The sequence below is a fragment of the Sorangium sp. So ce362 genome (assembly GCF_051519845.1).
Taxonomy (GTDB): Bacteria; Myxococcota_A; Polyangia; order Polyangiales; family Polyangiaceae; genus Sorangium.
The window spans coordinates 1,021,570-1,041,896 of record NZ_CP150332.1 but is presented as its reverse complement, the minus strand read 5'-3'; the positions used below and the strand labels follow the sequence as shown (position 1 = coordinate 1,041,896).

At 71.8% G+C, this 20,327-nt stretch carries 15 protein-coding genes; 3 read left to right on the top strand and 12 right to left on the bottom strand.

Annotated elements, in window-relative coordinates; translation table 11 throughout:
* Positions 1-9 precede the first annotated feature (9 nt).
* Together WMF17_RS04135 and WMF17_RS04130 are read right to left on the bottom strand one after the other, a co-directional pair.
* On the bottom strand, positions 10-750 hold the full coding sequence (locus tag WMF17_RS04135; RefSeq protein ID WP_437600654.1) for a MotA/TolQ/ExbB proton channel family protein: 741 nt from the start codon (positions 748-750) through the stop codon (positions 10-12).
* Positions 751-894: 144 nt separating this feature from the next.
* Positions 895-1,440, bottom strand: a complete 546-nt coding sequence (locus WMF17_RS04130; RefSeq protein ID WP_437600653.1) for an OmpA family protein — start codon at positions 1,438-1,440, stop codon at positions 895-897.
* A gap of 100 nt (positions 1,441-1,540) precedes the next feature.
* Here WMF17_RS04130 and WMF17_RS04125 point away from each other — a divergent pair, with 100 nt between their 5' ends.
* Positions 1,541-4,258 (top strand): glycoside hydrolase family 15 protein, encoded by a 2,718-nt coding sequence (locus tag WMF17_RS04125; protein ID WP_437648221.1) that lies wholly within the window; start codon positions 1,541-1,543, stop codon positions 4,256-4,258.
* A gap of 30 nt (positions 4,259-4,288) precedes the next feature.
* Here WMF17_RS04125 and WMF17_RS04120 read toward each other — a convergent pair whose 3' ends face one another.
* Positions 4,289-5,320 carry a hypothetical protein gene (locus tag WMF17_RS04120; RefSeq protein WP_437600651.1) on the bottom strand — a complete coding sequence of 344 codons (1,032 nt, stop codon included), beginning with the start codon at positions 5,318-5,320 and terminating at the stop codon, positions 4,289-4,291.
* A gap of 459 nt (positions 5,321-5,779) precedes the next feature.
* Between WMF17_RS04120 and WMF17_RS04115 the strand changes: the two genes are divergently transcribed.
* The gene (locus tag WMF17_RS04115; protein WP_437600650.1) at positions 5,780-6,214 is read left to right on the top strand and encodes a DUF6918 family protein; all 435 of its coding nucleotides are present in this window, start codon (positions 5,780-5,782) and stop codon (positions 6,212-6,214) included.
* Positions 6,215-6,350: 136 nt separating this feature from the next.
* Here the strand turns inward: WMF17_RS04115 and WMF17_RS04110 are convergent, their stop codons facing one another.
* From WMF17_RS04110 to WMF17_RS04100, 3 genes are all read right to left on the bottom strand, one after another.
* Positions 6,351-7,667: a hypothetical protein gene (locus WMF17_RS04110; RefSeq protein ID WP_437600649.1), complete on the bottom strand. Its 1,317-nt coding sequence runs from the start codon at positions 7,665-7,667 to the stop codon at positions 6,351-6,353.
* Positions 7,668-7,677: 10 nt separating this feature from the next.
* Positions 7,678-9,765, bottom strand: coding sequence for an elongation factor G (fusA, locus tag WMF17_RS04105; RefSeq protein WP_437600648.1), 2,088 nt, complete (start codon positions 9,763-9,765; stop codon positions 7,678-7,680).
* A gap of 176 nt (positions 9,766-9,941) precedes the next feature.
* Positions 9,942-10,409 carry a Tudor-knot domain-containing protein gene (locus WMF17_RS04100; RefSeq protein WP_437600647.1) on the bottom strand — a complete coding sequence of 156 codons (468 nt, stop codon included), beginning with the start codon at positions 10,407-10,409 and terminating at the stop codon, positions 9,942-9,944.
* Between the two features lie 160 nt (positions 10,410-10,569).
* Between WMF17_RS04100 and WMF17_RS04095 the strand changes: the two genes are divergently transcribed.
* Positions 10,570-11,070 (top strand): YchJ family protein, encoded by a 501-nt coding sequence (locus WMF17_RS04095; RefSeq protein WP_437648220.1) that lies wholly within the window; start codon positions 10,570-10,572, stop codon positions 11,068-11,070.
* Positions 11,071-11,115: 45 nt separating this feature from the next.
* Here WMF17_RS04095 and WMF17_RS04090 read toward each other — a convergent pair whose 3' ends face one another.
* From WMF17_RS04090 to WMF17_RS04065, 6 genes are all read right to left on the bottom strand, one after another.
* Positions 11,116-12,357, bottom strand: a complete 1,242-nt coding sequence (locus tag WMF17_RS04090) for a patatin-like phospholipase family protein (protein ID WP_437600645.1) — start codon at positions 12,355-12,357, stop codon at positions 11,116-11,118.
* Entirely contained in the window at positions 12,354-13,319 is a 966-nt protein-coding gene (locus tag WMF17_RS04085; protein WP_437600644.1) for a CPBP family intramembrane glutamic endopeptidase, read from the bottom strand. The genes WMF17_RS04090 and WMF17_RS04085 overlap by 4 nt, the downstream gene beginning before the upstream one ends.
* Positions 13,316-14,998, bottom strand: a complete 1,683-nt coding sequence (locus tag WMF17_RS04080) for an L-aspartate oxidase (RefSeq protein ID WP_437600643.1) — start codon at positions 14,996-14,998, stop codon at positions 13,316-13,318. The genes WMF17_RS04085 and WMF17_RS04080 overlap by 4 nt, the downstream gene beginning before the upstream one ends.
* A gap of 327 nt (positions 14,999-15,325) precedes the next feature.
* The gene (locus WMF17_RS04075) at positions 15,326-15,679 is read right to left on the bottom strand and encodes a hypothetical protein (RefSeq protein WP_437648218.1); all 354 of its coding nucleotides are present in this window, start codon (positions 15,677-15,679) and stop codon (positions 15,326-15,328) included.
* A 1,246-nt stretch (positions 15,680-16,925) separates the two neighbouring features.
* A complete protein-coding gene (locus WMF17_RS04070; protein WP_437600641.1) occupies positions 16,926-18,098 on the bottom strand; it encodes a hypothetical protein in 1,173 nt (390 codons plus the stop codon).
* 676 nt (positions 18,099-18,774) lie between these two features.
* The gene (locus WMF17_RS04065; protein ID WP_437648216.1) at positions 18,775-20,163 is read right to left on the bottom strand and encodes a hypothetical protein; all 1,389 of its coding nucleotides are present in this window, start codon (positions 20,161-20,163) and stop codon (positions 18,775-18,777) included.
* Between the last annotated feature and the right edge of the window lie 164 nt (positions 20,164-20,327).

Genomic DNA, 20,327 nt, shown 5'->3' with positions numbered 1-20,327 from the left:
CCCCGCCCCTCAGCCCTTCGACATCACCGGCGTGGGCCGGTCGCTCGTCCGCTGGAGCGCCAGCGGGATCGACTCCTGCACCGCCCGCGCCGAGAGCGACGCGATCTCCACCCAGCCCTCGCTCGCGGCCTCGAGCGCCGAGAGCAGGTCGTCGATGCGCTTGTTGAGCGCGTTGTAGGCGATGACGGCGGGGATCGCGGCGAACAGCCCGATCGCGGTCGCGATGAGCGCCTCGCCGATGGCCGGGGCGACGACGGGCAGCGACGCGCTCTTCTGCTGACCGATGCGGAGGAACGCGTCCATGATCCCGTAGACGGTGCCGAACAGGCCGATGAACGGCGATGCCGCCGCGATCGACGAGAGCGTCGGCATGAGCGCGCTCGCCCGCTGCGTCTCGGTCACGATCGCGCGCTTCGCGATCGAGTCGAGGAGCTTGTGGGTCCCGGCGCGGCGGCTGAGCTCCAGCACCACGCGGGCGCCCGGCGCGTCCGCGTGCCGCTGCGCGAGCGCGAACAGCTGATCGGGCGAGTGGGCGTGCGCCGACTCCTGCTCGAACCGCGCCTGCTGCGCCGAGAGCCGGGTCAGCTGGAGGACCTTCAGGACGGCGATCACCCAGACGAGGATCGCCGCGAAGATCAGCAGCCAGACGACCAGGAAGACGGGACCGGAGGCGTGGAGGACCAGGGAGACGGGATCGAGCTTGATCGGGACCGCCGTCGCCGCCTCGGGCGCGCTTTGCAGGAAGGCCATATCGATCTCTTCGGGTCAGGGAATCGGCTCGTCGGGGATCCGCGCGCGCGGCCCCGTTCAGTGCAGTTTGCGACCGCGGCCCCCTCTCTCACCTGGAAGCGCGGCCGTGGCCCTCTTCACATCGTCCAGCGCCGCGCGCGACGCTCAGTCCGCCAGCAGGATGTCGACCTTCCTGTCGCGCGCCCAGCCTTCCTCGTCCGCGCCGGTCGCCTCGAACTCGCCCTTCGACGAGGTCGCGATGCGGCCCTGCTCGAGGCCCTTCTTGGCGAGGTACTCCGCGACGCTGCCGGCGCGCTTCTGGCCGAGGCCCAGGTTGTACTCCGTCTCCCCGCGAGGATCGGCGTGACCGATGAGCTTCATCCCCTTGCCCTTGAGCGGGCCCGAGACGAAGCAGCGCGCCAGCGCGTCGAGCGCGCTCGCCGCCTCGCCCTCGATCGCCGTCGAGTCGAACGCGAAGCGGGCCGTCGGCAGATCGCCGCAGGCCTTGAGGATCTTGTCGTCGATGCGGATCGACCCGCTCGTCGGCTTGGTCGTGTCCTGCTTCGGGGCGGGCGCCGCCGTGTTCATCACCGGAGGGGGCGCGACGGTGCCGCCGACATTCGCCGGCGGCTGCGGATCGGAGCCGCAGCCGGCCGCGAAGGCGGCAAGGGGCGCCGCGACCACGAGGATCAACGCGGGCAGTTTTGTCATGGGCATGCCGTTACCACGCCACGGAGCGTGTTGCAGCATTTTGAGCGGCCGCCGGCGGGCCGGCGCGCCGGGAGGACAATCATTCCTGTAAAGTGCCGCGATGCATCGCCAGCCCCCGGTGCGGGAATATTTTGGGCACCAACGATCTGGCCCGCCTCGCGCCTCCCGCAGCGCCTTCCATGCCTTCGGCGCCGCGCTCCTCTCGCTCGGCGCGGCGGCCGCGGTCGCCGCTCCCGGCGCGGCGCGGGCCGAGGTCCCGGTGCAGCGCACGTTCTTCCGGTTGCCCTCGTCGAACGGGTTCGGCGCGGTGCTCCTCGATCTGAACCAGGCGAGGCTCACCCACTTCCGCGAGCACCTGTTCGCCACCGAGGAACCGCTCCTCGACGAGCGCGGCGAGGAGGTCTGGATCGGCAACCAGCCGCAGGCCGTGCCCACGCGCGATCTGCTCCACGACGCGTACTTCGGGCTGCGCTCGGAGGGCAGGCAGCGGTGGTTGACCGAGGTCCCCGTCGATCTCGACGCGAGCGGCTACGCCGGCTGGACCGACGGGGAGCGCGGCGGCACGGGCGTCGTCACGATGGTGCAGCGGGTCGGCAACCTCGAGTGCACGCAGCTCTTCTTCGCGCCGCAGGGCCTCGGGCAGGCGGGGTTCGTGATGGCGATGCGCGTCGAGAACCGGGGCGAGGTGCCGGCGGAGGGCGTGTCGGCCTTCTCCCTGCACAACTTCCACCTCGGCTTCGGGCGCCCGGGCGTGATGACCGACATCGGCGAGTCGGGCGAGACCGTCGCCTACGACGGGAGCGGGGGCCGGCGCGACTTCCTCGAGCGCGCCTTCGCCGGCGTGGTCGTCGCGCGCGCGCTCGAGCCGGCCGCGCGCCACGGCGCGTCGAGCGCGGGCAGCCCGGCGGACCTCAACGTCTACCGGATCGTCGCGGAGGGCGCCGTCGCCGATCTGCCGGACCTCGACGGGGCCGCGCCCACCGCGGACGGCTCCGTGAGTGCGTTCCAGTGGGACCTCGGCAGCATCGGTCCCGGCGAGGCGCGGTGGGTCGGCGTGGCGTTCGCGCATCACGGCGACCCCTCGGGCGCGGCGGACCCGCTCGTGCAGGGCGCCCTCGACGCGTACCTCGGCGCGAAGGGCGCGGCGGAGGTGGTCGCGGACGAGATCGCCGCGTACCGCGCGTTCCAGGGCTCGCTGAAGGTGCCGCCCACGGCGACGCCCGAAGAGACGGCGTTGCTCCGGCAGTCGGCCGTGATGCTCCGGATGGCGCAGTCCCGCGAGAGCCACGCCTTCCTGCGCGAGCACCTGACGCGCGACGCCGAGCCGCGCGCCACGCGCTTCGGCACGACGCTCGGCGGCGCGCCCGCCGCGCTGCCGGCGACGATCGCCCACCGCGGCCGCGGCGCCGTCCTCGCGAGCCTCCCGCCGGGCGAGTGGACGGTCGCCTGGATCCGCGACGGCGCCTACGCCACCGTGGCCATGGCGGTCCTCGGCATGGAGGCCGAGGCGCGCGACGCGCTGAGCTACTACCTGGACGCGGAGGCGGGGCGCTTCCAGCGCTGGAACGAGCTCGCGTCGTACGACATGCCGCCGTACCAGATCAGCCTGGTGCGCTACCACGGCTTCGGGGTCGAGGAGACCGACTTCAACGATTTCGGCCCGAACCTCGAGTTCGACGGGTTCGGCCTGTTCCTCTGGGCGCTGCGCCGTTACGAGGAGCTCACCGGCGACACGGCCTTCGTGGACGAGCGCTGGGCCGCCGTGTCGTCGAAGGTCGCGGACGCGCTCGTCGCGCTCATCGATCCGGACACCGGCCTCGTCCGGAAGGACTCGTCGATCTGGGAGACCCACTGGAACGGGCGCGAGCGCTCGTTCGCGTACACGAGCATCACCGCGGCGCGCGGCCTGTGCGACGCGGCGGAGATCGCGGCGCGGCGCGGCGAGGCGCAGCGGGCCGCGGGGTACCGCGACGCCGCGAGCCGGCTGCGCGACGCGATCGCCGCGCGGCTCACGGACGCCTCGGGCGCGCTGGCCGCGAGCCTGGAGGAGCTCGAGTCGGGCGCGGGCTACTGGGACGCGGCGGTGCTCGAGGGGATCGCGATGGGTCTGTTCGATCCGCGGGGCCGCATCGCCGCCGCCACGCTCGCCGGGCTCGACGAGCACCTGCTCGTCCCCGCGGGCGCCGGGTGGTCCCGGAACGACGACCGCTTCGATCACGCCGGCGCGAACGACCTGAGCCCCTGGGGCAGCGAGTACGACAGCGCCGAGTGGGTCGTGACCGATCTGCGCGGCGCGGTCGCCGCGCGGCTCATGGGGGACGAGGCGCGCTCGGACCGGCTGCTCCGCTGGGTGCTCGATCAGTCGACCGCGAACTACCTCGCGATCGCCGAGACCTACGACGAGACGAGCGGCGCCTACAAGTTCAACGCGCCCATGGTGGGGTTCGGCGCGGGCGTCTACGCGCTCGCGCTCGCGGCGCGCGACGGGCAGGTCGTCGGGCCGGCCTGCGGCGCGTACTTCGACGAGGGCGCCACGAGCGGCGCGGGCGGCGCGGGCGGCGCCGGCGCGGGGGGCGGCTCCTCGAGCGGCAGCGCCGGCTCCGGCCCGGGAGGCGGCCCCTCGAGCGGCAGCGCCGGCTCCGGCGGGGCGGGCGTCGGAGGCGCAGGTGGAGGCGCGGACGGAATCCAGGACGACGCCGGCTGCGGCTGCCGACTCGCGACGGCGGAGGGCGCGGCGCGCTGGCCGCTGCTCGCGGCGGCCGTGGCCGTGGCCGCAGCCGGCCTCGGGCGACGGCGGCGCGGGAGGGCGCGGCGCTGACGCTCGCCGGGCGCGCGCCGCGTTCGCGAGCTACTTCTCGCGGGTGTCCTCCTGCCGCTCTGCCTGCGCGGCGGCGGGAGACGGGGTGCCGGCGACCGCGGCGGCCATCGCATCGGTGAGCGACACCGGCGGCGCGGGCCGCGGCGCCTCCTCGGACGCGGGCGGCGGCGCCGGCGGGTGCGCAGGCCGCGCGCGGGCCCCCGACGCGGAGGCCGCGCGCGCGCCTGCCGCGGCGAGGGCGCGGACGCCTGCGCTGGAGGCCGTGCGGGCGCCTGCACCGGTGGCCGCGCGCGCCCCCGCCTCGACCGCGGCGGCCGGCTTCGGCGCCGCGTCGGGCTCGGCACCATCCGCCTCGCCCTCGCCAGCCCCAGGCGCCTGCGCCTCGCGCGCGGGGGGCGCCGTGTTGGGGTATCCGGGCGCCTCGTCCGGCGCGCTCACCTCGCGCGCGACCTCCCCTGCCCGGGAGACGCCGCGCTGCGCGGTGGGGGGCAGGACGTCCCCCGGCGCGCTGGACCTCGGGCCGGTGAACAGCGCGAGCCCGGCGGCGATCGCCAGAGCGCCGGCCGCCGACGCCATGAGCGCGCACACGCGGGCCCGGTGCCGCGCCCGCGAGGGCGCCGCGACCGGCGCGAGCGCGTCGTAGACCCGCAGCACATCGGTCACGCTCGGCGGCGCATCGACCGCGACCGGCGTCGCCGCCGCGATCGGCGTCGCCGCCGCGACCCGGCCCGTCGCCGGCGCAGCCGCGCTCCCCGCCAGCGCAGCCGCCGCCGTCCTCGGGGCGGGAGGGTTCGCGAGGAACGACTTCAGCGCGAGCGATCGGAGATCCATCATCGTCGGGTCGTCGTCGTCCCGCGGCACCGGGGGCGCGCTCGACCGCCGCAGCGGAGGAGGAGGCCGGCTCGAGCGCCTCCCGGCGCCCGCCACCGGCAGCCCGGCCGTGCCCCTCCCCTGCGCGCGGAGCATCGTGCCGCCGCAGACGCGGCACTCGGGCGCGGCCCCGCCCCGCGCGCCGCCGGAAACCGTGGTGACGAGTCCGCAGACTTCGCAGTAGACGTCCATGAGCCCCCCGCAGGCCTCGCACCATGACGGCGGCGAGAGCCCGCTACGCCAAACCTGTGATCTAACTTACATCGCGAGTATGGCGTGCTCGGGCCGGGCGTGCATGCGGTCTCCCCGCGAATCGAACGAGAATCGAGCGGGAAGCGAACGGCAATTGGACGGAAGCGGACGGCAATTGGACGGCAATCGGACGGAATCGGATGAAGATCAAGCGCTGGACGCTCCATGTGCGGCCATCCTGGGCGGTCGTGGAGGAGCAGGAACCGTCCTGGACCGAAGGGTTTTCGGGTGGGCGCTTGCGATGCCTGCCTCTGACCTGCTGTGGTAAGAGCCGCGCTTCGATGTGTCGGGAGCGGGCCGGAGGTCCGCTCGACGTGGTCGGGGCTCCCTGCCGGGGGTCACGCTGACATGGGTCCGGGGGCCTCGTCCGGTCCCCGAAGCGCCCGGAGGAGTTCGAGAATGGGTCTCAGCGAAACGCTGCTCGATGCGAACAAGAAATCACGGGTCATCGCCGACTGCTGCACGCTGGTCGACGAGGAGGTGGCTTCGAAGGGCGGGCTCTCTGGCCTGGCGGTCAAGGCCGGCTACGCGGCCGTGAAGGGCATCAAGCCCGGCTTCATCGCCCAGGTGGTCGAGAAGCTCTTGCCCGAGTTCGCCAAGAAGCTCGATCCCCTCTGGGCCGAGGCTGCGGGCAGCGGCAATGCGAGCTCGTACCTGACCACGAACCGCTCGCGGGTCGCCGACGCGCTCCTCAGCGTCACCGACGAGAAGGCGAAGACCTCGACGAGCGGCGTGGTGCGCGGTACCTACGAGAAGCTGCGCGGCTCGGCGAAGAAGAACGTCGAAGACGCCGTCCCCCGCCTCGCCCAGCTGATCCAGAAGCACGCGTCCTGAGCCGCCCGGCGCCGCAGGCCCGCGCGCCCACGCCGGCCTGGGGCGCGCGCCGGCCCGCTGCGCTCCGCAGCGCGGCCGGAGCGCCTCACGTCGACGAGAGGTGTCGGGGGGGACGGGAGGCGCTCCGCGCGCCGGCTCAGCCGGGCTCGCCGAAGCTCCGCGCGAAGAGATCGCGGATGGCCTCGCGGCCGGCGTCGTTGAGATCCTGGGTGCCGATGCCGGCGAAGTTCTCGCTGATGATGCTCGGCTGCCGCGCCATCTCCCAGGCCGAGCCGCTCCAGCGGAACCAGCCGCGCTTCTCCTGATCGTAGACGAACAGCGGCTTCTTCCAGAGGCGCGCGAGCTCCGCGCCCCAGCCGGTGCCGCCGCGCACCGTGCCGTCGTCCTGGAGCGTCCCCACGACGAAGACCTGGTTGGCCGCGTTGATCTGGTGCCAGATCGTCTGGAGGATGTTGCGCACGAGCGGGATCTCGCTCAGCACGCGGCCGAGGCGCCGCGACACGTAGACGAGGCTGAAGTCGCCCTTGCGCAGCTCGTCGTCCCCGAGCACGACCACGCCCCGCTGGCGCTCGAGGAGCCGGTGGCCCTCGAAGCTGTAGTTGAGCTCCTGCACCCCGTACCGCTCGGCGCAGGCGCCGAACTCGGCCTCGGCCCCCTTGGCTCCGCCCGAGTGCAGGCGGAACTGCCGCGGGTCCTTCGGCCGCTCCGACGGGGGACGCACGTCCTCGTCGATGACCCGCATCGAGTGCGGATCGAGGCGCAGGTGGAGCTCGGCGAGGTCCTTGTTGCCGTGGTCCTTCAGCAGCCGCAGGCGAACGACCTCGCGCTCCGGCTGCAGGTAGACGACCACGCTGAGGTGGCGCTCGACCTTCTCGAGCGCGGCCGGCAGCTTGCCCGGGGGGATCGACTCATCGACCTGCGCCGCGATCCAGATCTCGGCGGAGCGCTCCTTGGCGAGGCGGCCGAGCGCCTCCATCGCCTGCTCCGACGCGATCGCCACGTCGAAGCCGTCGACGACGATCACGTCGGGCTCGAAGTGGGCGACGCCGCGCGCGAACGCCACCGTCTCGAGCATCTTCTCGACCCACAGCCGCGCCGCCTCTTCGGTCGCGTCGGGCGGCGCCTTCACGTGGCCGAGGTGCGAGTAGATCTGCCGGTGCCGCTCGACCTCGAGCCGGACGGCCTCCGGCTCCTGGAGCCGCATCGACTGCGCGAGATCGTGGAAGATCTCGTCGTAGTACGCGCGGACGTGGTCGACCGCGTTCTCGTGCGAGATGTGCAGGACCCTGCGATCCCGGAGCAGATCGTCGAGCGCGATCTGCACGAGCAACGCCGTCTTGCCCACGCCGGGCCGAGCGACGATGACGCCGACGTTGCCGCGACCCAGCCCGCCGTGCATCGACCCCTCGAAGACCCGCATGGGGCTCCGCTCGTTCACCTCTTTGCGGTACATGCCGACCCCCTCACTTGGCCTTCTTGGCCAGCTCTTCCCGGTACTTCTTGATGAGCTCCTCCGAGAGAGCCGCCGGAAGGGGAGCATAGCGCGAGAACTCCATCGTGAACTCGGCTTTGCCCTGGGTGGCAGAACGGAGGATCGTCGAGAAGCCGAACATATCGGCGAGGGGCACCTCCGCCTCGACACGGCAGAACCCGTCCGCCTCGGTCGAACCGACGATGATGCCGCGCCGCTGCATGAGGATGCCGACGATGCCGCCCTGGTACTCGCCCGGGCCCTCGACGGCGACCTTCATCAGCGGCTCCAGGATCTGCGGGCCGGCCTTGGGGTACGTCTCGCGCCAGGCGCCACGCGCGGCCTCCTGGAAGGCGATGTCGGACGAGTCGACCGAGTGGGACGCGCCGTCGTTCAGCGTGACCGACACGCCCGTGACCGGCGCGCCGATGAGCTGCCCCTTGGCGAGCATCGACACGAAGCCCTTCTCGACCGCCGCGATGAACTCGCGCGGGATCGCGCCGCCGACGACCTCGTCCTCGAACCGGAACGGCGCCTCCGTCCACGGCTCCATGAAGCCGCCGACCTTGCCGTACTGGCCAGAGCCGCCGGTCTGCTTCTTGTGCGTGTAGTTGTAGTCCACGCGGCGCGTGATCGTCTCGCGGTAGGCGACGCGCGGCGGGCTCGTGACGACCTCGGCCGCGTACTCGCGCTTCATGCGCTCGATGTAGACGTCCAGGTGGAGCTCGCCCATGCCCTGGATGATCGTCTCGCCGCTCTCCGGATCCGCCCCGACGCGGAAGGTCGGGTCCTCCTTGGTGAAGCGGCGCAGCGCCTTCGACATGTTCGCCTGGGCCTTGTTGTCCTTGGGCGTCACCGTCAGCGAGATGACCGGGTCGGGCACGTGCATCGACGTCATCGCGACGGCCAGGCCGCCCTCGGTGAACGTGTCGCCGGAGTTGCAGTCGATGCCGAAGATCGCGACGATGTCGCCCGCGCTCGCGCCGTCGATGTCCTCCATCTCGTCCGAGTGCATGCGGACGATCCGGCCGACCTTGTGGCGCTTGCCCGTGCGCGTGTTCGTGACCTCTTTCCCGCGGCTCAGGGTGCCCTGGTAGATGCGGATGTACGTGAGCTGGCCGAAGCGGCCATCCTCGAGCTTGAACGCGAGCATGACGAGCTGCCCTTCCGGGTCGCTCGACAGCGAGATCTCGGCCTCGTCCTTGTCGAGATCCACCGCCTTGTTGGTGATGTCGGCGGGCGTCGGCAGGTAGCGGGTCACGCCGTCGAGCAGGATCTGCACCGCCTTGTTCTTGTACGCCGACCCCATCATCATCGGGACGATCTGGAGCTTCACGGTCGCGTCGCGGATCGTCTTGTAGAGGAGCTCCTCGGTGACGCGCTCCTCGAGGATCGCCTCGGTGAGCTCGTCGGAGTACATCGAGAGCGCGTCGAGCATCTCCTCGCGCGCCGCCTTCACCTCGTCGGCCATCTCCCCCGGGATCTCGCCGGTGAGGATCGTCTCGCCGTTCTGCCCCTCGAACCGGTAGGACTTCATCGCGACGAGGTCGACGACCCCCTCGAACTTGTCCTCGAGCCCGATCGGCAGCTGCAGGAGGACCGGGTTCAGGTTGAGCTTCTCGCGCAGCTGCGTGCGGACCCGCAGCGGGTTCGCGCCGGCGCGGTCGCACTTGTTCACGAACGCGATGCGCGGGACGCCGTAGCGGCGCATCTGGCGGTCGACGGTGAGCGACTGGCTCTGCACGCCGGCGACGGCGCAGAGGACCAGGATCGCCCCGTCGAGCACGCGCATCGCGCGCTCGACCTCGATCGTGAAGTCCACGTGGCCGGGCGTGTCGATCACGTTGATCTGGTGCCCGTTCCAGAAGCAGTGCGTGGCGGCGGACTGGATGGTGATCCCGCGCTCGCGCTCGAGATCCATCGAGTCCATCTTCGCGCCGACGCCGTCCTTGCCCTTGACGTCGTGGATGGCGTGGATCCGCTTGGTGTAGAAGAGGATGCGCTCGGTCAGCGTCGTCTTGCCCGAATCGATGTGGGCGCTGATCCCGATATTGCGCAGCTTGGACAGATCGCTGATCACAGAAGGCTCCCCGCCGCGCACCCGTGAGGGCGTACCCGTGGAGGGCGTGCGGCACGCAATGAACCTCAGCCGGGCGTGCGCACTCTTGCGAGCGCCCAGTCAGAAATTCGGCGCGGCTCTTAAATCGGCCCCATCCCAAGCGCCAGGGGGAAAATGATTCTTCGCGATCATTTCAACTACTTGACCTGGATCCTGGAAAGTCCGACCGTCTCGTCCCACTCCGGACCGTAGCCGTCGTAGTGGATGCGGTAGCGCTCCTGCCCCACGATGCCGGTGACGACCGCCGGGTACATCTGCCCGTGCCACTCGACGCGCACCCTGTCGCCGATCTTGTAGAGGTTGGTCTGCGAGGCCTGCAGCCCCTTGCTCCGGACCTTCGGCGGCGGCGGGGGGTTGACAACGTCACCCTCGACGAGGCCGCGGATCCGTTCGCGGGGTACAGTTTCATCCCAGATGTCATCGTACCCCTGGTAGTGGACCTTGAACTTCGTCGGACCCACGACCTCGATGACCTTGGCGGGGTAGTCGTTTCCTTCCCACGTCACGAGGACATCGTCACCGATGGCATATTGGCGCTTGCAGCCCCCCAGAACCAGGGCAAGGGCCAGGAGGAGGGCCGCAGCGTGAGCGCGCGCTGCGGGCATACGTCTCGCCCGCCTTACCGTCCTCCCCGGCGCCCCGCAAGGGGCTTCGTGCCGGGGTGGTCCCGGGTCCGCCGGGGGGGCGGCAGCGCGCGGCGCTGCGGCTCGCCTCGCCTCGCGCCGGGCGCTGCAGCGCGACACGAACCCGTGTAGAGAACGCCCCATGACCCGAGATGTTCGTCCTGGCACGGGCACCCTGTCCCGCCCGTGCCCGTGCGGCTCGGGGCGCTCGTACCGCGAGTGCTGCGCCCCCTGCCATCTGGGCGATCGCGAGGCGCCCGACGCCGTGGCGCTGATGCGATCGAGGTACGCCGCGTTCGCGGTCGGAGACGCCGCCTACCTCTGGCGGACGCTGCACATGGGCCACGTCGACCGAGCGCGCGACAGGGACGAGGCGCTCCGCGAGCTCAAGGCGACGACCCACCACCACCGGTACCGCGGCCTGAAGATCCTCGACAGCCTGCAGAGCGGCGACTCCGCGTCGGTGCTGTTCCTCGCGAAGATCTTCGAGGCGGGCGCCGACCGCTCGTTCATCGAGCTCTCCGATTTCCTCCACGACGGCGAGGGCTGGCGCTACCTCCACGGCGTGGCCGTCCCCCGGGCCCGCATCAGCGTCCCGCCCGACGAGCTGACGATCGCCCGGTTCTCGTCGCTGGCCGGGTGACCGCGCCCTCGGCGGCCGAGGGCGCGGTCACCCGGCTGCCGCGCCTCAGCCGGATGCCGCGCCGGAGGCGCGGGCCTCGTGCCACCCCATCGCCTCGACCACGGCGCGGTTCTTCTCCATCCACAGCGTGATGCGCTCGCGCGTCGTCCGGTAGGCGTACTCCAGGATGGCGCGCCGCGCGCGCAGGTTGGCCGGGTTGTGGAGGAACAGGAGCGCGTCGTTCCGCGCGGGCTCGAGCACGAGGACCTGCATCTTCCCCTCGGCGCGCGTCCGGCCCACCGCCTGGTGGAGCCGCGCGTGCGCGCCGATCCGCATCGCCTGGTTGAAGACCCAGAGCAGGCCCTTGTCGCGCACGCTCTCGCGCACGCCGTGCCCGGTCGGGACCGGCCGGTGCGCGGTGGAGACCGGCACGAGCGGGCTCACGACGATCGTGAGCTCCGCGCCGGCGGCCTGCGCGAGATCGAGGTGCGCCACGTCGCCGAGCCCGCCGTCGAGGTAGTGCCGCTGGTCGATGCGCACCGGCGAGAAGAACAGCGGGAGCGCGAGCGACGCCGCGCAGGCGAGCGACACGGGGACGTCGTCGAACCCCTCGGCGCCGAAGATCGCGCGCTCGCCCGAGTCGAGGTCGTACGTCGGGATGCGCAGCGTCCGGGGCATCGCGCGGAACGAGTTCGGGATGCCGCGCCGCAGGAAGAACTCGGCGAGGAACCGCTCGTAGCGATCGAGCTGGAACAGGCCCGCGGGGAGCGAGTCGTTGAAGCGATCGAGCTGCTCGAACAGGTACTGCTGCGCCGGCGCGTTCGGGGTCGCGTCGCCCCGGGTCGAGAGCCGGACGATCGCGTGGCGGAGCGCCACCAGGCTGGTGGTGAGCGCGCGCCGCCACTCGCCGACGTCGAGGTGGAGGAGGTGGCTGCGCTCCAGCGGGAAGAAATTGTCGACCGGATCGAGCAGGGCGCGGTAGAGCCGCTCGATCGGGATGCCGCCGGCGAGGGCCGCGGCCACCGCGGCGCCGCTGCCGTGCCCGAGGTAGAGCGAGAAGCTCTGGTTGTCGATCCCCTCGACGCCGTCCTCGAGCGCCGCGAGCGCCCCGATCTGGTAGAGCGCGCCCGTCAGGCCGCCCCCCGGCAGGCAGAGGCTGACGCGCGCCCCCCTCGCCTCGCGGCGAGGGGCAGCGCGGCCCTCGCCGTTCGCTTCCACGGTCTCGGGGGCGCGGCCTTCGCCGTCGCCCGCTGCGATCTGCGCGGGTCGGCTCGCGCCGCCGCCTTGACTCTCGACAGCCGGCATCATCGGAGGTCCTCTTCCCTCGCGCGGGCTGCCCCCTCGGCGCGGTTGCCGAGGGCGCAGGCGAGCGCGGTCAACACAAGCGCGCAGGCGGAGCTCACCGCCACGAGCCAACCCGGGAGCGACGCGGTCTCGGGCAGCGCCGCGCCCGCGGCGGCGGGCACCTCGTCGATCGGGCCCGCGCCCCCGGCGGAGAGGAGCGCGAAGCACTGGATCGCGTTGTAGGTCCCGTGCATCACGACGGGCGGCAAGAGCGAGCCGCTCGCGACCCGGACGACGCCGAGGGCCACGCCGAAGATCGCGATCGGCAGGAGCTTCTGCCACTCGCCGTGGGCCGCCGCGAAGAGCGCGGCCGTGGTCGCGACCACGAGCGGGGCGCCGTGCTGCCAGCGCAGGGGGCGGGCGAGCGCCCCGCGGAAGAAGGCCTCCTCCAGCGCGGGGCCGAGCGCGATGAAGATGAGGCCGAACGCGACCCGATCGAGCGCGCTCGCCTCGACGAAGGCCTGGACGAGCCGGGCGTCGCTGAGGCCCGACGGCCAGCGCCGCTCGATCGCCTCGTAGAGGGCGGCGACGGGCCCCGCGAGCGCGAGGCCGAGCGCGGCCGCGAGCGGGTAGAACGCCGCGTGCGTCCTGCGCACCCCGAGGAGCTCGCGCACCGGCGCGCGCGGCGCGTGGACGCGGCGCACGCCGAGGAGGCCGAGCAGGTACGCCGCGGCCTGGCACGCGAAGCTGCCGACCACGTCGAGCTTCGTCACCGGCTGGAGCGAGCTGACCGCGCCGCCCGGCGGCAGCGCCGGCCGGAGCAGGGCGAGCACGCCGAGCAGGCACAGGAAGACGAAGGTGACGGCCGCCGTCCAGCCGGCGGCCGCGAGGACCGACATCGGTCGCTCCCCGCTGCCGCGCTGGGCGAGCGGGCCGGGCGCTCCGTCGCTGGGCGGGGGCCCGGCGGTGCCGCGCAGATCGCTCATCGACCTCGCAGATGAGGCAGGACACCCCGCTTCACGACCGTATCGGTGCTGATGCGAGCGTCCGGCTCCGGGTAGTCGATGGTCGTGTGCAGCCCCCGGCTCTCGTGCCGGGCGGCGGCGCAGCCGACGATGAGCTCGGCCACGGTGGCGATGTTGCGCAGCTCGAGCAGATCCCGGGTGACCAGGTGCTTCCAGTAGTACTCGCGGATCTCCTCCTGGAGCAGGGAGATCCGCCGGGCGGCGCGCCGGAGGCGGGCGTCGGACCGGACGATGCCGACGTAGTTCCACATGGTCCGGCGCATCTCGTCCCAGTTGTGGGCGACGACGACCTCCTCGTCGCTCGCGACCGCGTTGCCGGCCTGCCACTCGGGCACCTGGGGGAACGGGCTCTGCCGGAGCTCGCCGATCTGCGTCGAGAGGCGCGCGGCGGCGCGGTGGCCGAAGACGAGCCCCTCGAGCAGCGAGTTCGAGGCGAGCCGGTTCGCGCCGTGGAGCCCGGTGCACGTGCACTCGCCGATCGCCCAGAGGCCGGGGATCGTCGTCCTGCCGTAGAGGTCGGTGGTGACGCCGCCGCACATGTAGTGGGCGGCCGGGACGACGGGGATCGGCTGCGCGGTGATGTCGATGCCGTAGCGGAGGCACTGCGCGTGGATCGTCGGGAAGTGCTCGCGGACGAAGCTGGCCGGCCGGTGGGTGATGTCGAGCAGCACGTAGTCCGAGCCGGTCCGCTTCATCTCGAAGTCGATGGCCCGGGCCACGATGTCGCGCGGCGCGAGGTCCTTCCGCGGATCGTGGCTCGCCATGAAGGCCGTGCCGTCCGGCAGCCGGAGGATGGCGCCCTCGCCGCGCAGCGCCTCGCTGACGAGGAAGCTCTTCGCTTCCGGGTGGAACAGGCACGTCGGGTGGAACTGGTAGAATTCCATGTTCGCGATCTCGGCGCCGGCGCGGTAGGCCATGGCGACGCCGTCGCCCGTCGCGACATCGGGGTTCGTCGTGTAAAGGTAGACCTTGCCTGCGCCGCCGGTCGCGAGCACGGTCGCCCGCGCGAGGTAGGTCTCGACGACGTGCGGCTTCGAGGCCGGTCGGTGCCGGGGCACCGGGCGCTCCGAGTCGCGCGGCCGCGGCGGCGCGGGGTTCAGGGCGGCGTCGGTCTCGTCGAGCACGTAGGCGCCGGCGCAGATGTCCGGCCCGCCGAAGCGGGAGAGCAGGATCAGGTCGATGGCCGTGTGGTGCTCGGCGAAGCGGATGTTCGGGTTCTGCCGGGCCTGCTCGAGGAGGGCGCGCTCGATCTCGAGGCCGGTGGCGTCGGCGGCGTGCACGATCCGCCGCGCGGAGTGCCCTCCCTCGCGCCCGAGGCGCACCTGACCGTTCTCGTGATCGAACTGGGCGCCCCGCGCGATGAGCTCGCGCACCCGCTCCGGGCCTTCCCGCGCGCAGATCTCGACGACCACGTCGTGACAGAGGCCCGCGCCTGCCTCGAGCGTGTCGGCGATGTGCGCCTCGGGGGAGTCGTCCGGCGCGAAGACCGCGGCGATCCCTCCCTGAGCGTATTTCGTGTTGGACTCGTCACGCGACCGCTTGGTGACGATGATCACCTCGCCGTGCTCGGCCGCCTCGAGCGCAAAGGTAAGCCCCGCAACGCCGCTGCCGATGACGAGGAAATCGGTGGTTATGGCCACGGCCCGGAGGGTAGCAGGAGCGGGGCGTGTGAAGGTAGGCCGTGGTATGCGTCCTGCGCGCGACGGCGCTGCGGCCGGGCGTTCGGGCGGGAGCCGCGCCGAGGCGAGCCGCGGCGAGGGGGCCGAGGCGAGGGGGCCGAGGCGAGGGGGCCGAGGCGAGGGGGCCGCGTCGAGGCGAGCGCCGGCGTGGGCCGGCGGCGTGAACCGGCGCGGGGCTGCACAGCGGCCAGTACTGCAGCGCATGCGACAGGTACCGCGCTCCTTCGCTCCACGTCCACCCCGCGTCGCAGTCGAAGCCGCCGATCCCCTCGGTTTTCGCGGGGATCGTCACGCTCTCCGCGAACGCCCCGCACGCGCACGCGAGCCCCGCGTGCCGTTCGCGTTCTCGATCGCCTCCCCGAGCGACGCGTACGGCCTCGCCTTCGTCCCATCGCCGTCAGGCGCCGCGCTCGTGCTCGCGAACACCGCGCACTCCTCCGTCGCCGTGCTCGCGTCCTCCGTCGGATCCGCCTCGCACGCGGGGTTCGGCGGTCCGCCGCCCGCTCCCTGGAGCCAGTCATGAGGAGCGTTCGCCAGCATGTACTCGCGGTTGCCGGTCAGGTCGATCGACTGCGCATCGCACCCGACGACCGCGAGCGCCGCACAGATGGCGCCGATCGTAAAGCCGCTATGTCCTCTCACGTTCGCGTCCTTTCCTTCCCGTTACCGCGCACCACGCACCAACGACACCAACCAACGCATCGCTCTTCGCCAGCGAGACGATCGGTCGAACGCCGACCGAGCTGCCCGTCGTGGCCGGCCGAGGCCAGAGCGCACACACCAATACATCGCCACCGCTATCCATTCCGACACATGCATGCACCATCTCAATGGCAGTACGAGAGACGACCTCTCCGCCAAACCCACCGGCGACCAGGGACATCCCGAGACAAGGCAACGCCTCAAAGCGCTCTTCGCTCCTCGCACGACGCCTCGACACAGGAGCATCCGCCCATGCCTCGATGGCAAGCGTTGGGCACACCATCATCCACCTCGCGCGCTCGTCGCAAGGACGAGCCGAGTCGGGGCGCACCGCGCCCGCGGTGCGCCGGGTCCTATCTATCGCGCAGCGCAGCGCATCACGGCGCTGCCGTGCATCGTCAGCGCGCGCAGGCCGTCAGCCGTACGTCGTGAGCGCGCGCGGCCCGTCAATCTCTGCTCGCTCGACACGGCGCCGCTCGCTCAAGAATCCTTGCGCTCGCGATGCGCCGATCGCTCGTTCTTCACCAGCGTCAGCTTGCCGCGACGCTTGCTCCGCCCGCTTGGACCAACCGTCGGTGGCTGGGGTCTTCACCGAGCCGAGGCTCATCAGCACCTTCGGACGGCTTCCCGACGGCGCCACCAGCTCCTCACCATCGCTCCGCGAGCCGCTCGCCTCGCGATGCAGTGCTCGCAGTGCTGCTCCGGGTCCCACGCCACGTCCTCGAGGCCGAGCCTCCGTAGCCACATCCGCTCCCACTTCCCCGCCCTGTTCAGGCTGCGGTGCGCACCAGAGGGAGGCATCTCGTCTCGGCATGACTTCCGGTGCAGCGGCATGGGTACTCCTTGGGCGGACGGAACCGATTCTGCCGATACCGAAGGAGCTTGCCAAGAGGTTTCTCCCAGAAATTGATGCCATTTCGCCGGGTTACGCTCAGACATGCGGAATTGTCAAAAAATCACACGCTCGTCCTCGCTTTCCCCAGCTCTCACCGGTGGCAGCGCTCCAGCACCCCTGCTCGCCGCCGCACAGATCCCCTCGAGACGCTCGTCTCCCCTTCGAGCGTCCCCTTCGATCGTCGTCCCCTTCGATCGCGCCCGCGCGATCGCTACCACCTCCTTTTCCGGTCCATTCCGCGGCGGCGCGGGCGTCGTTCTCGACGACGCCGCCCGCTACCTCACCGCTCGGTCACGGAAACGCTTGCTCTGTCGCTGCCGTGCCTTCGGCGCCCGTGTTCTCCAACACGTTGGCGCTTCCGCCGGGCCCGCCCGTGCCCGCCGTGCCGGGATCAGCATCGTCTGTCCTTCCTGCTTCACCGCCTCGGTACGCGATCGCAAGCGACGGCCCGCCGAGGCCTCCTCCTCCAGGGCCGCCGTTGCCTCCCTGGCCGCCCTGCCCGCCAGCACATGCATTCTTCGACCCGCCGACACCCGTGTACCGCCGACTCCTCCGATTCCGCCCGGCTGAAGCTCGCCGCCGGCGCCTCCCTTGCCTCCGTTGCCCGCCGTCAGCACGCAGTCCGCACGCGCTTTCCACCTGCGCGCCTCCTGGCAGCGTCTCATCCGGCGCTCCTGATGTATCCAGATCGCTGCACGCGTTGGTTCCGGCGTTCCCGGGAGCCGCCTGCGCCGGCACCTCGCTCGGCGCATTCTCTCCCTCCGCGCCATCCGCCCCGTTCCCGGCGATCAGCTCGCACCGCACGAGCTCCGCCTCCGCGCCATCCACGAGCACCGCGTTCGATGACGCTCCCGCCGCCTGCGCATCCGCAGCACGCACCGACACGTCCTCGACTCTCGCCGTCCCCTCGCCTCGCATCACCTTCAGCGCGATCGCCTCCTCGCCGGGCGCCACGATGGTCTTCGTCGTCTCGCCGATCCATCCCCACCCGTTCGCGCAGTCGAGCCCACAGAACAGCTTGACGCCGACCGGCAATTCGACCGCCTCCTCGAACATTTCGGCGCACGCATAGACCCCCGTGCCTTTGTCCGCTGCGCGCCGGAGCGATACGCCCACCATCACAAAGCTGACGCCATCACCCCGCGGCTCCGGAAGCACGAGCACTGCTGTGGATGCCTCTGTCTGTCCCGTTGGCCAGAGGGCGTACGTCAGGGCGGCCGTGGCGAGCACACCCGACGCAATGTAGCTGCCCAATGCGATATCCCCCAGGCGACCGGCGCGTTCACCTGCGCTCTGAAGCTCAGCGCATCGCGCTGCGAACGACGGCGAGGCCAAGCGCCCACCGCCTGCGGCGAAGATCTCGCCCTGTTGACCACGAGCTTCCGAGTTCGCACGGTTCGACGCAACCGTCATCCCGATCCCCACACCAAACCCTACCGCGCTCGCGTCCCCCAGCGCGATCACCGGCAACCCAGCTCCGCTCTTTCGGCGGCGGAACCGGCTGCTCCGGCGCCGCAGGCGGCTTCTCCGCGGCAGGCGCACCGGCTGGCGCGCCCTCTCCTTGCTCCGCCTTCGCCACCGGCCCCGCCTCCTGCGCCTCGCTCGCTGGGGTGCAGGGGAGAAGAGAGAGGAATACAAGGATGCCCACCCCCGGCCCGTGCTCGGCCCTTCGGGCCTGCGCGCGGTCCGCCCCTCCCACGCCCCGCGCTACGCGCGGGACGGGAGGGGTCTCCTGCTCGCCGGCGGCTCTCGCAGCTGCCCTGCGGCGCGTCCACCAGGCCGCGGCCGCGGCCTACGGCTCTCGCAGAAAGAAAAAGCGATCTGCTGCTGGGCTGCCTTCAGCGACCGTCGGATAATATCCGTACTCGCGGCCCGACACAGAAGGGGTCAGCAGATCTCCGGTCCGTCCGCCCGCGCCTTGGGCATTCCACGCTGTGGTGGTGAGGTTGTAAGCGCCGGGCAGCCCACCGTGCCGCGTCTCCGCGACAAACCACTCCCTACCACCCAGGCGCGGGGGGCGTCCAACCATTTCTTGTTGTCTCCTTCAGCTCAGCAGCTCACGAAGCGCAGTGCTCGTTCCGACTCCGACCGAGTGCATTCCGTTGAGCTCTTCAGAATTATCACGCAAACACCGCACGCCTCACTGCCCGCAGCTCGCATTGGCCGTGAAGTCCCAGCATTCTCCTCTCTTGCCCTCTTCGCCGGCCGTCCCACCCAGCGCCATGTTGCCTGGGGGGCCGGCTGTGCCCGACTTGAAGGTCGCCAGCGCAACGGCTCCGCCCGGCGCCGCGGCATACGCGATGCCCACCGCGTGGCCTCCTCGACCGCCTCCGCCGGGGCCTCCGGCTCCGCCTCGACCGCCATCTCCCCCCTTGCAGCCCGGGATTGATGGCGGATTCGGCGATGCTACTCCGGCGGTGGCACCGGCGCCGCCGTCGGCCCCGTTCTGCCCGGCCACGCGATCTCCCCGCTTACCCGCCGTGCCCACCGCGACGGTCACCTCCGTCAGCACAAGCTTCGTCCCCAGGCTCATGATCCCGATGCTCGAACCGCCGGCTTTCCCTGCGCCTCCTCCCTTGCCGCCGCAGCCACCGGCACCGCCGCCGCCGCCGCCACTTGCACCGGGGCCCTCCACGGTGTTCGGACCGGCCGGGCAGAACAGCCCCGCCTTCGCACCGCCTCCATCTTGACCTCGCTTCCCGGTTGTGCCGTTACCGCCATCGCCTCCAGCGATGCCGGCCAGCGTCAGCTGCGTGTCGCTCCCGGCATTCCCGGCGTCGCCGAGTCCACCAGGCGCGCCGGGCTCTCCCTGCCGGCAATTGCCACCGGTCTGCCCGGCGCCGCCTAGCCCGTACTCTTCGGGATTCGGCTCCGGAAGCGGCGCGCCGTCTGCACCCTTCTGCCCGTTGCCCTCCTCAGTACCCGTGATCCCGCCGAGGCCACCGACACCGCCTCGCGTCTCGCCGTCCTCGCACATCGTCACGCCAGGATCGCCACCTCGAACTGCCGCGGGTAGACCGCACGCATTCGACGCGCGCGTCTGCTCCGTGTCTGGCGCGCCCGCCCCCGCCTGCGGCGCCTCCGTCGGCGTCTCGCCGTTCGCGCCGGCCATCCCATCGCCCGCAGCCACGTCCACCTGCGCCAGCTCCGCCTCGACGTCCGCCACCGCCACGCCGATCGACGACCCGCCCGGCTCCGTCGCGCTCTCCGCACGCACCGAAAAGCTCCGCACCTTCGCCCCGCTCGCACCTTCCCCCAGCGTGAGCGCGATCTGGTTGGCGGGCGCCGCGATCGCGCTCCGCGCCTCCTCGTTCCACGTCCACTCCGCGTCGCAGTCGAAGCCCCCGATCACCTTCAGCCCCGCCTCGATCCTCACGCTCTCCGCGAACGCACCGCTCGTGCACGCCAGCACCCGCTTGCCATCCGCGTTCGCGATCGCTTCCCCGAGCGACGCGTATGGCTTCGCCTTCGTCCCGTCTCCGCCAGGCTCCGCGCTCGCGCTCGCGAACACCGCACACGCGTCGCTCACCGTACTCGCATTTTCGGTCGGATCCGCTTCGCACCCGGGGTTCGGCGTGCCCCCTCCCGTACCTGACGGATATAAGTGATCGCAGGTGACCAGGAGCTCGCAGTCTTCCGCCAGATGGCTCCAGAAGCTGTCGCAACCGCCGACCGCCAAGACGAACGCCAACC

What these genes read in the sequence shown, in the direction of transcription:
- WMF17_RS04130 (WP_437600653.1), bottom strand. Translation starts at nt 1,440, where the DNA reads ATGACAAAACTGCCCGCGTTGATCCTCGTGGTCGCGGCGCCCCTTGCC.
- WMF17_RS04120 (WP_437600651.1), bottom strand. Translation starts at nt 5,320, where the DNA reads ATGGACGTCTACTGCGAAGTCTGCGGACTCGTCACCACGGTTTCCGGC.
- WMF17_RS04110 (WP_437600649.1), bottom strand. Translation starts at nt 7,667, where the DNA reads ATGTACCGCAAAGAGGTGAACGAGCGGAGCCCCATGCGGGTCTTCGAG.
- WMF17_RS04100 (WP_437600647.1), bottom strand. Translation starts at nt 10,409, where the DNA reads ATGCCCGCAGCGCGCGCTCACGCTGCGGCCCTCCTCCTGGCCCTTGCC.
- WMF17_RS04125 (WP_437648221.1), top strand. Translation starts at nt 1,541, where the DNA reads ATGCATCGCCAGCCCCCGGTGCGGGAATATTTTGGGCACCAACGATCT.
- WMF17_RS04135 (WP_437600654.1), bottom strand. Translation starts at nt 750, where the DNA reads ATGGCCTTCCTGCAAAGCGCGCCCGAGGCGGCGACGGCGGTCCCGATC.
- WMF17_RS04115 (WP_437600650.1), top strand. Translation starts at nt 5,780, where the DNA reads ATGGGTCTCAGCGAAACGCTGCTCGATGCGAACAAGAAATCACGGGTC.
- WMF17_RS04095 (WP_437648220.1), top strand. Translation starts at nt 10,570, where the DNA reads ATGACCCGAGATGTTCGTCCTGGCACGGGCACCCTGTCCCGCCCGTGC.
- WMF17_RS04085 (WP_437600644.1), bottom strand. Translation starts at nt 13,319, where the DNA reads ATGAGCGATCTGCGCGGCACCGCCGGGCCCCCGCCCAGCGACGGAGCG.
- WMF17_RS04090 (WP_437600645.1), bottom strand. Translation starts at nt 12,357, where the DNA reads ATGATGCCGGCTGTCGAGAGTCAAGGCGGCGGCGCGAGCCGACCCGCG.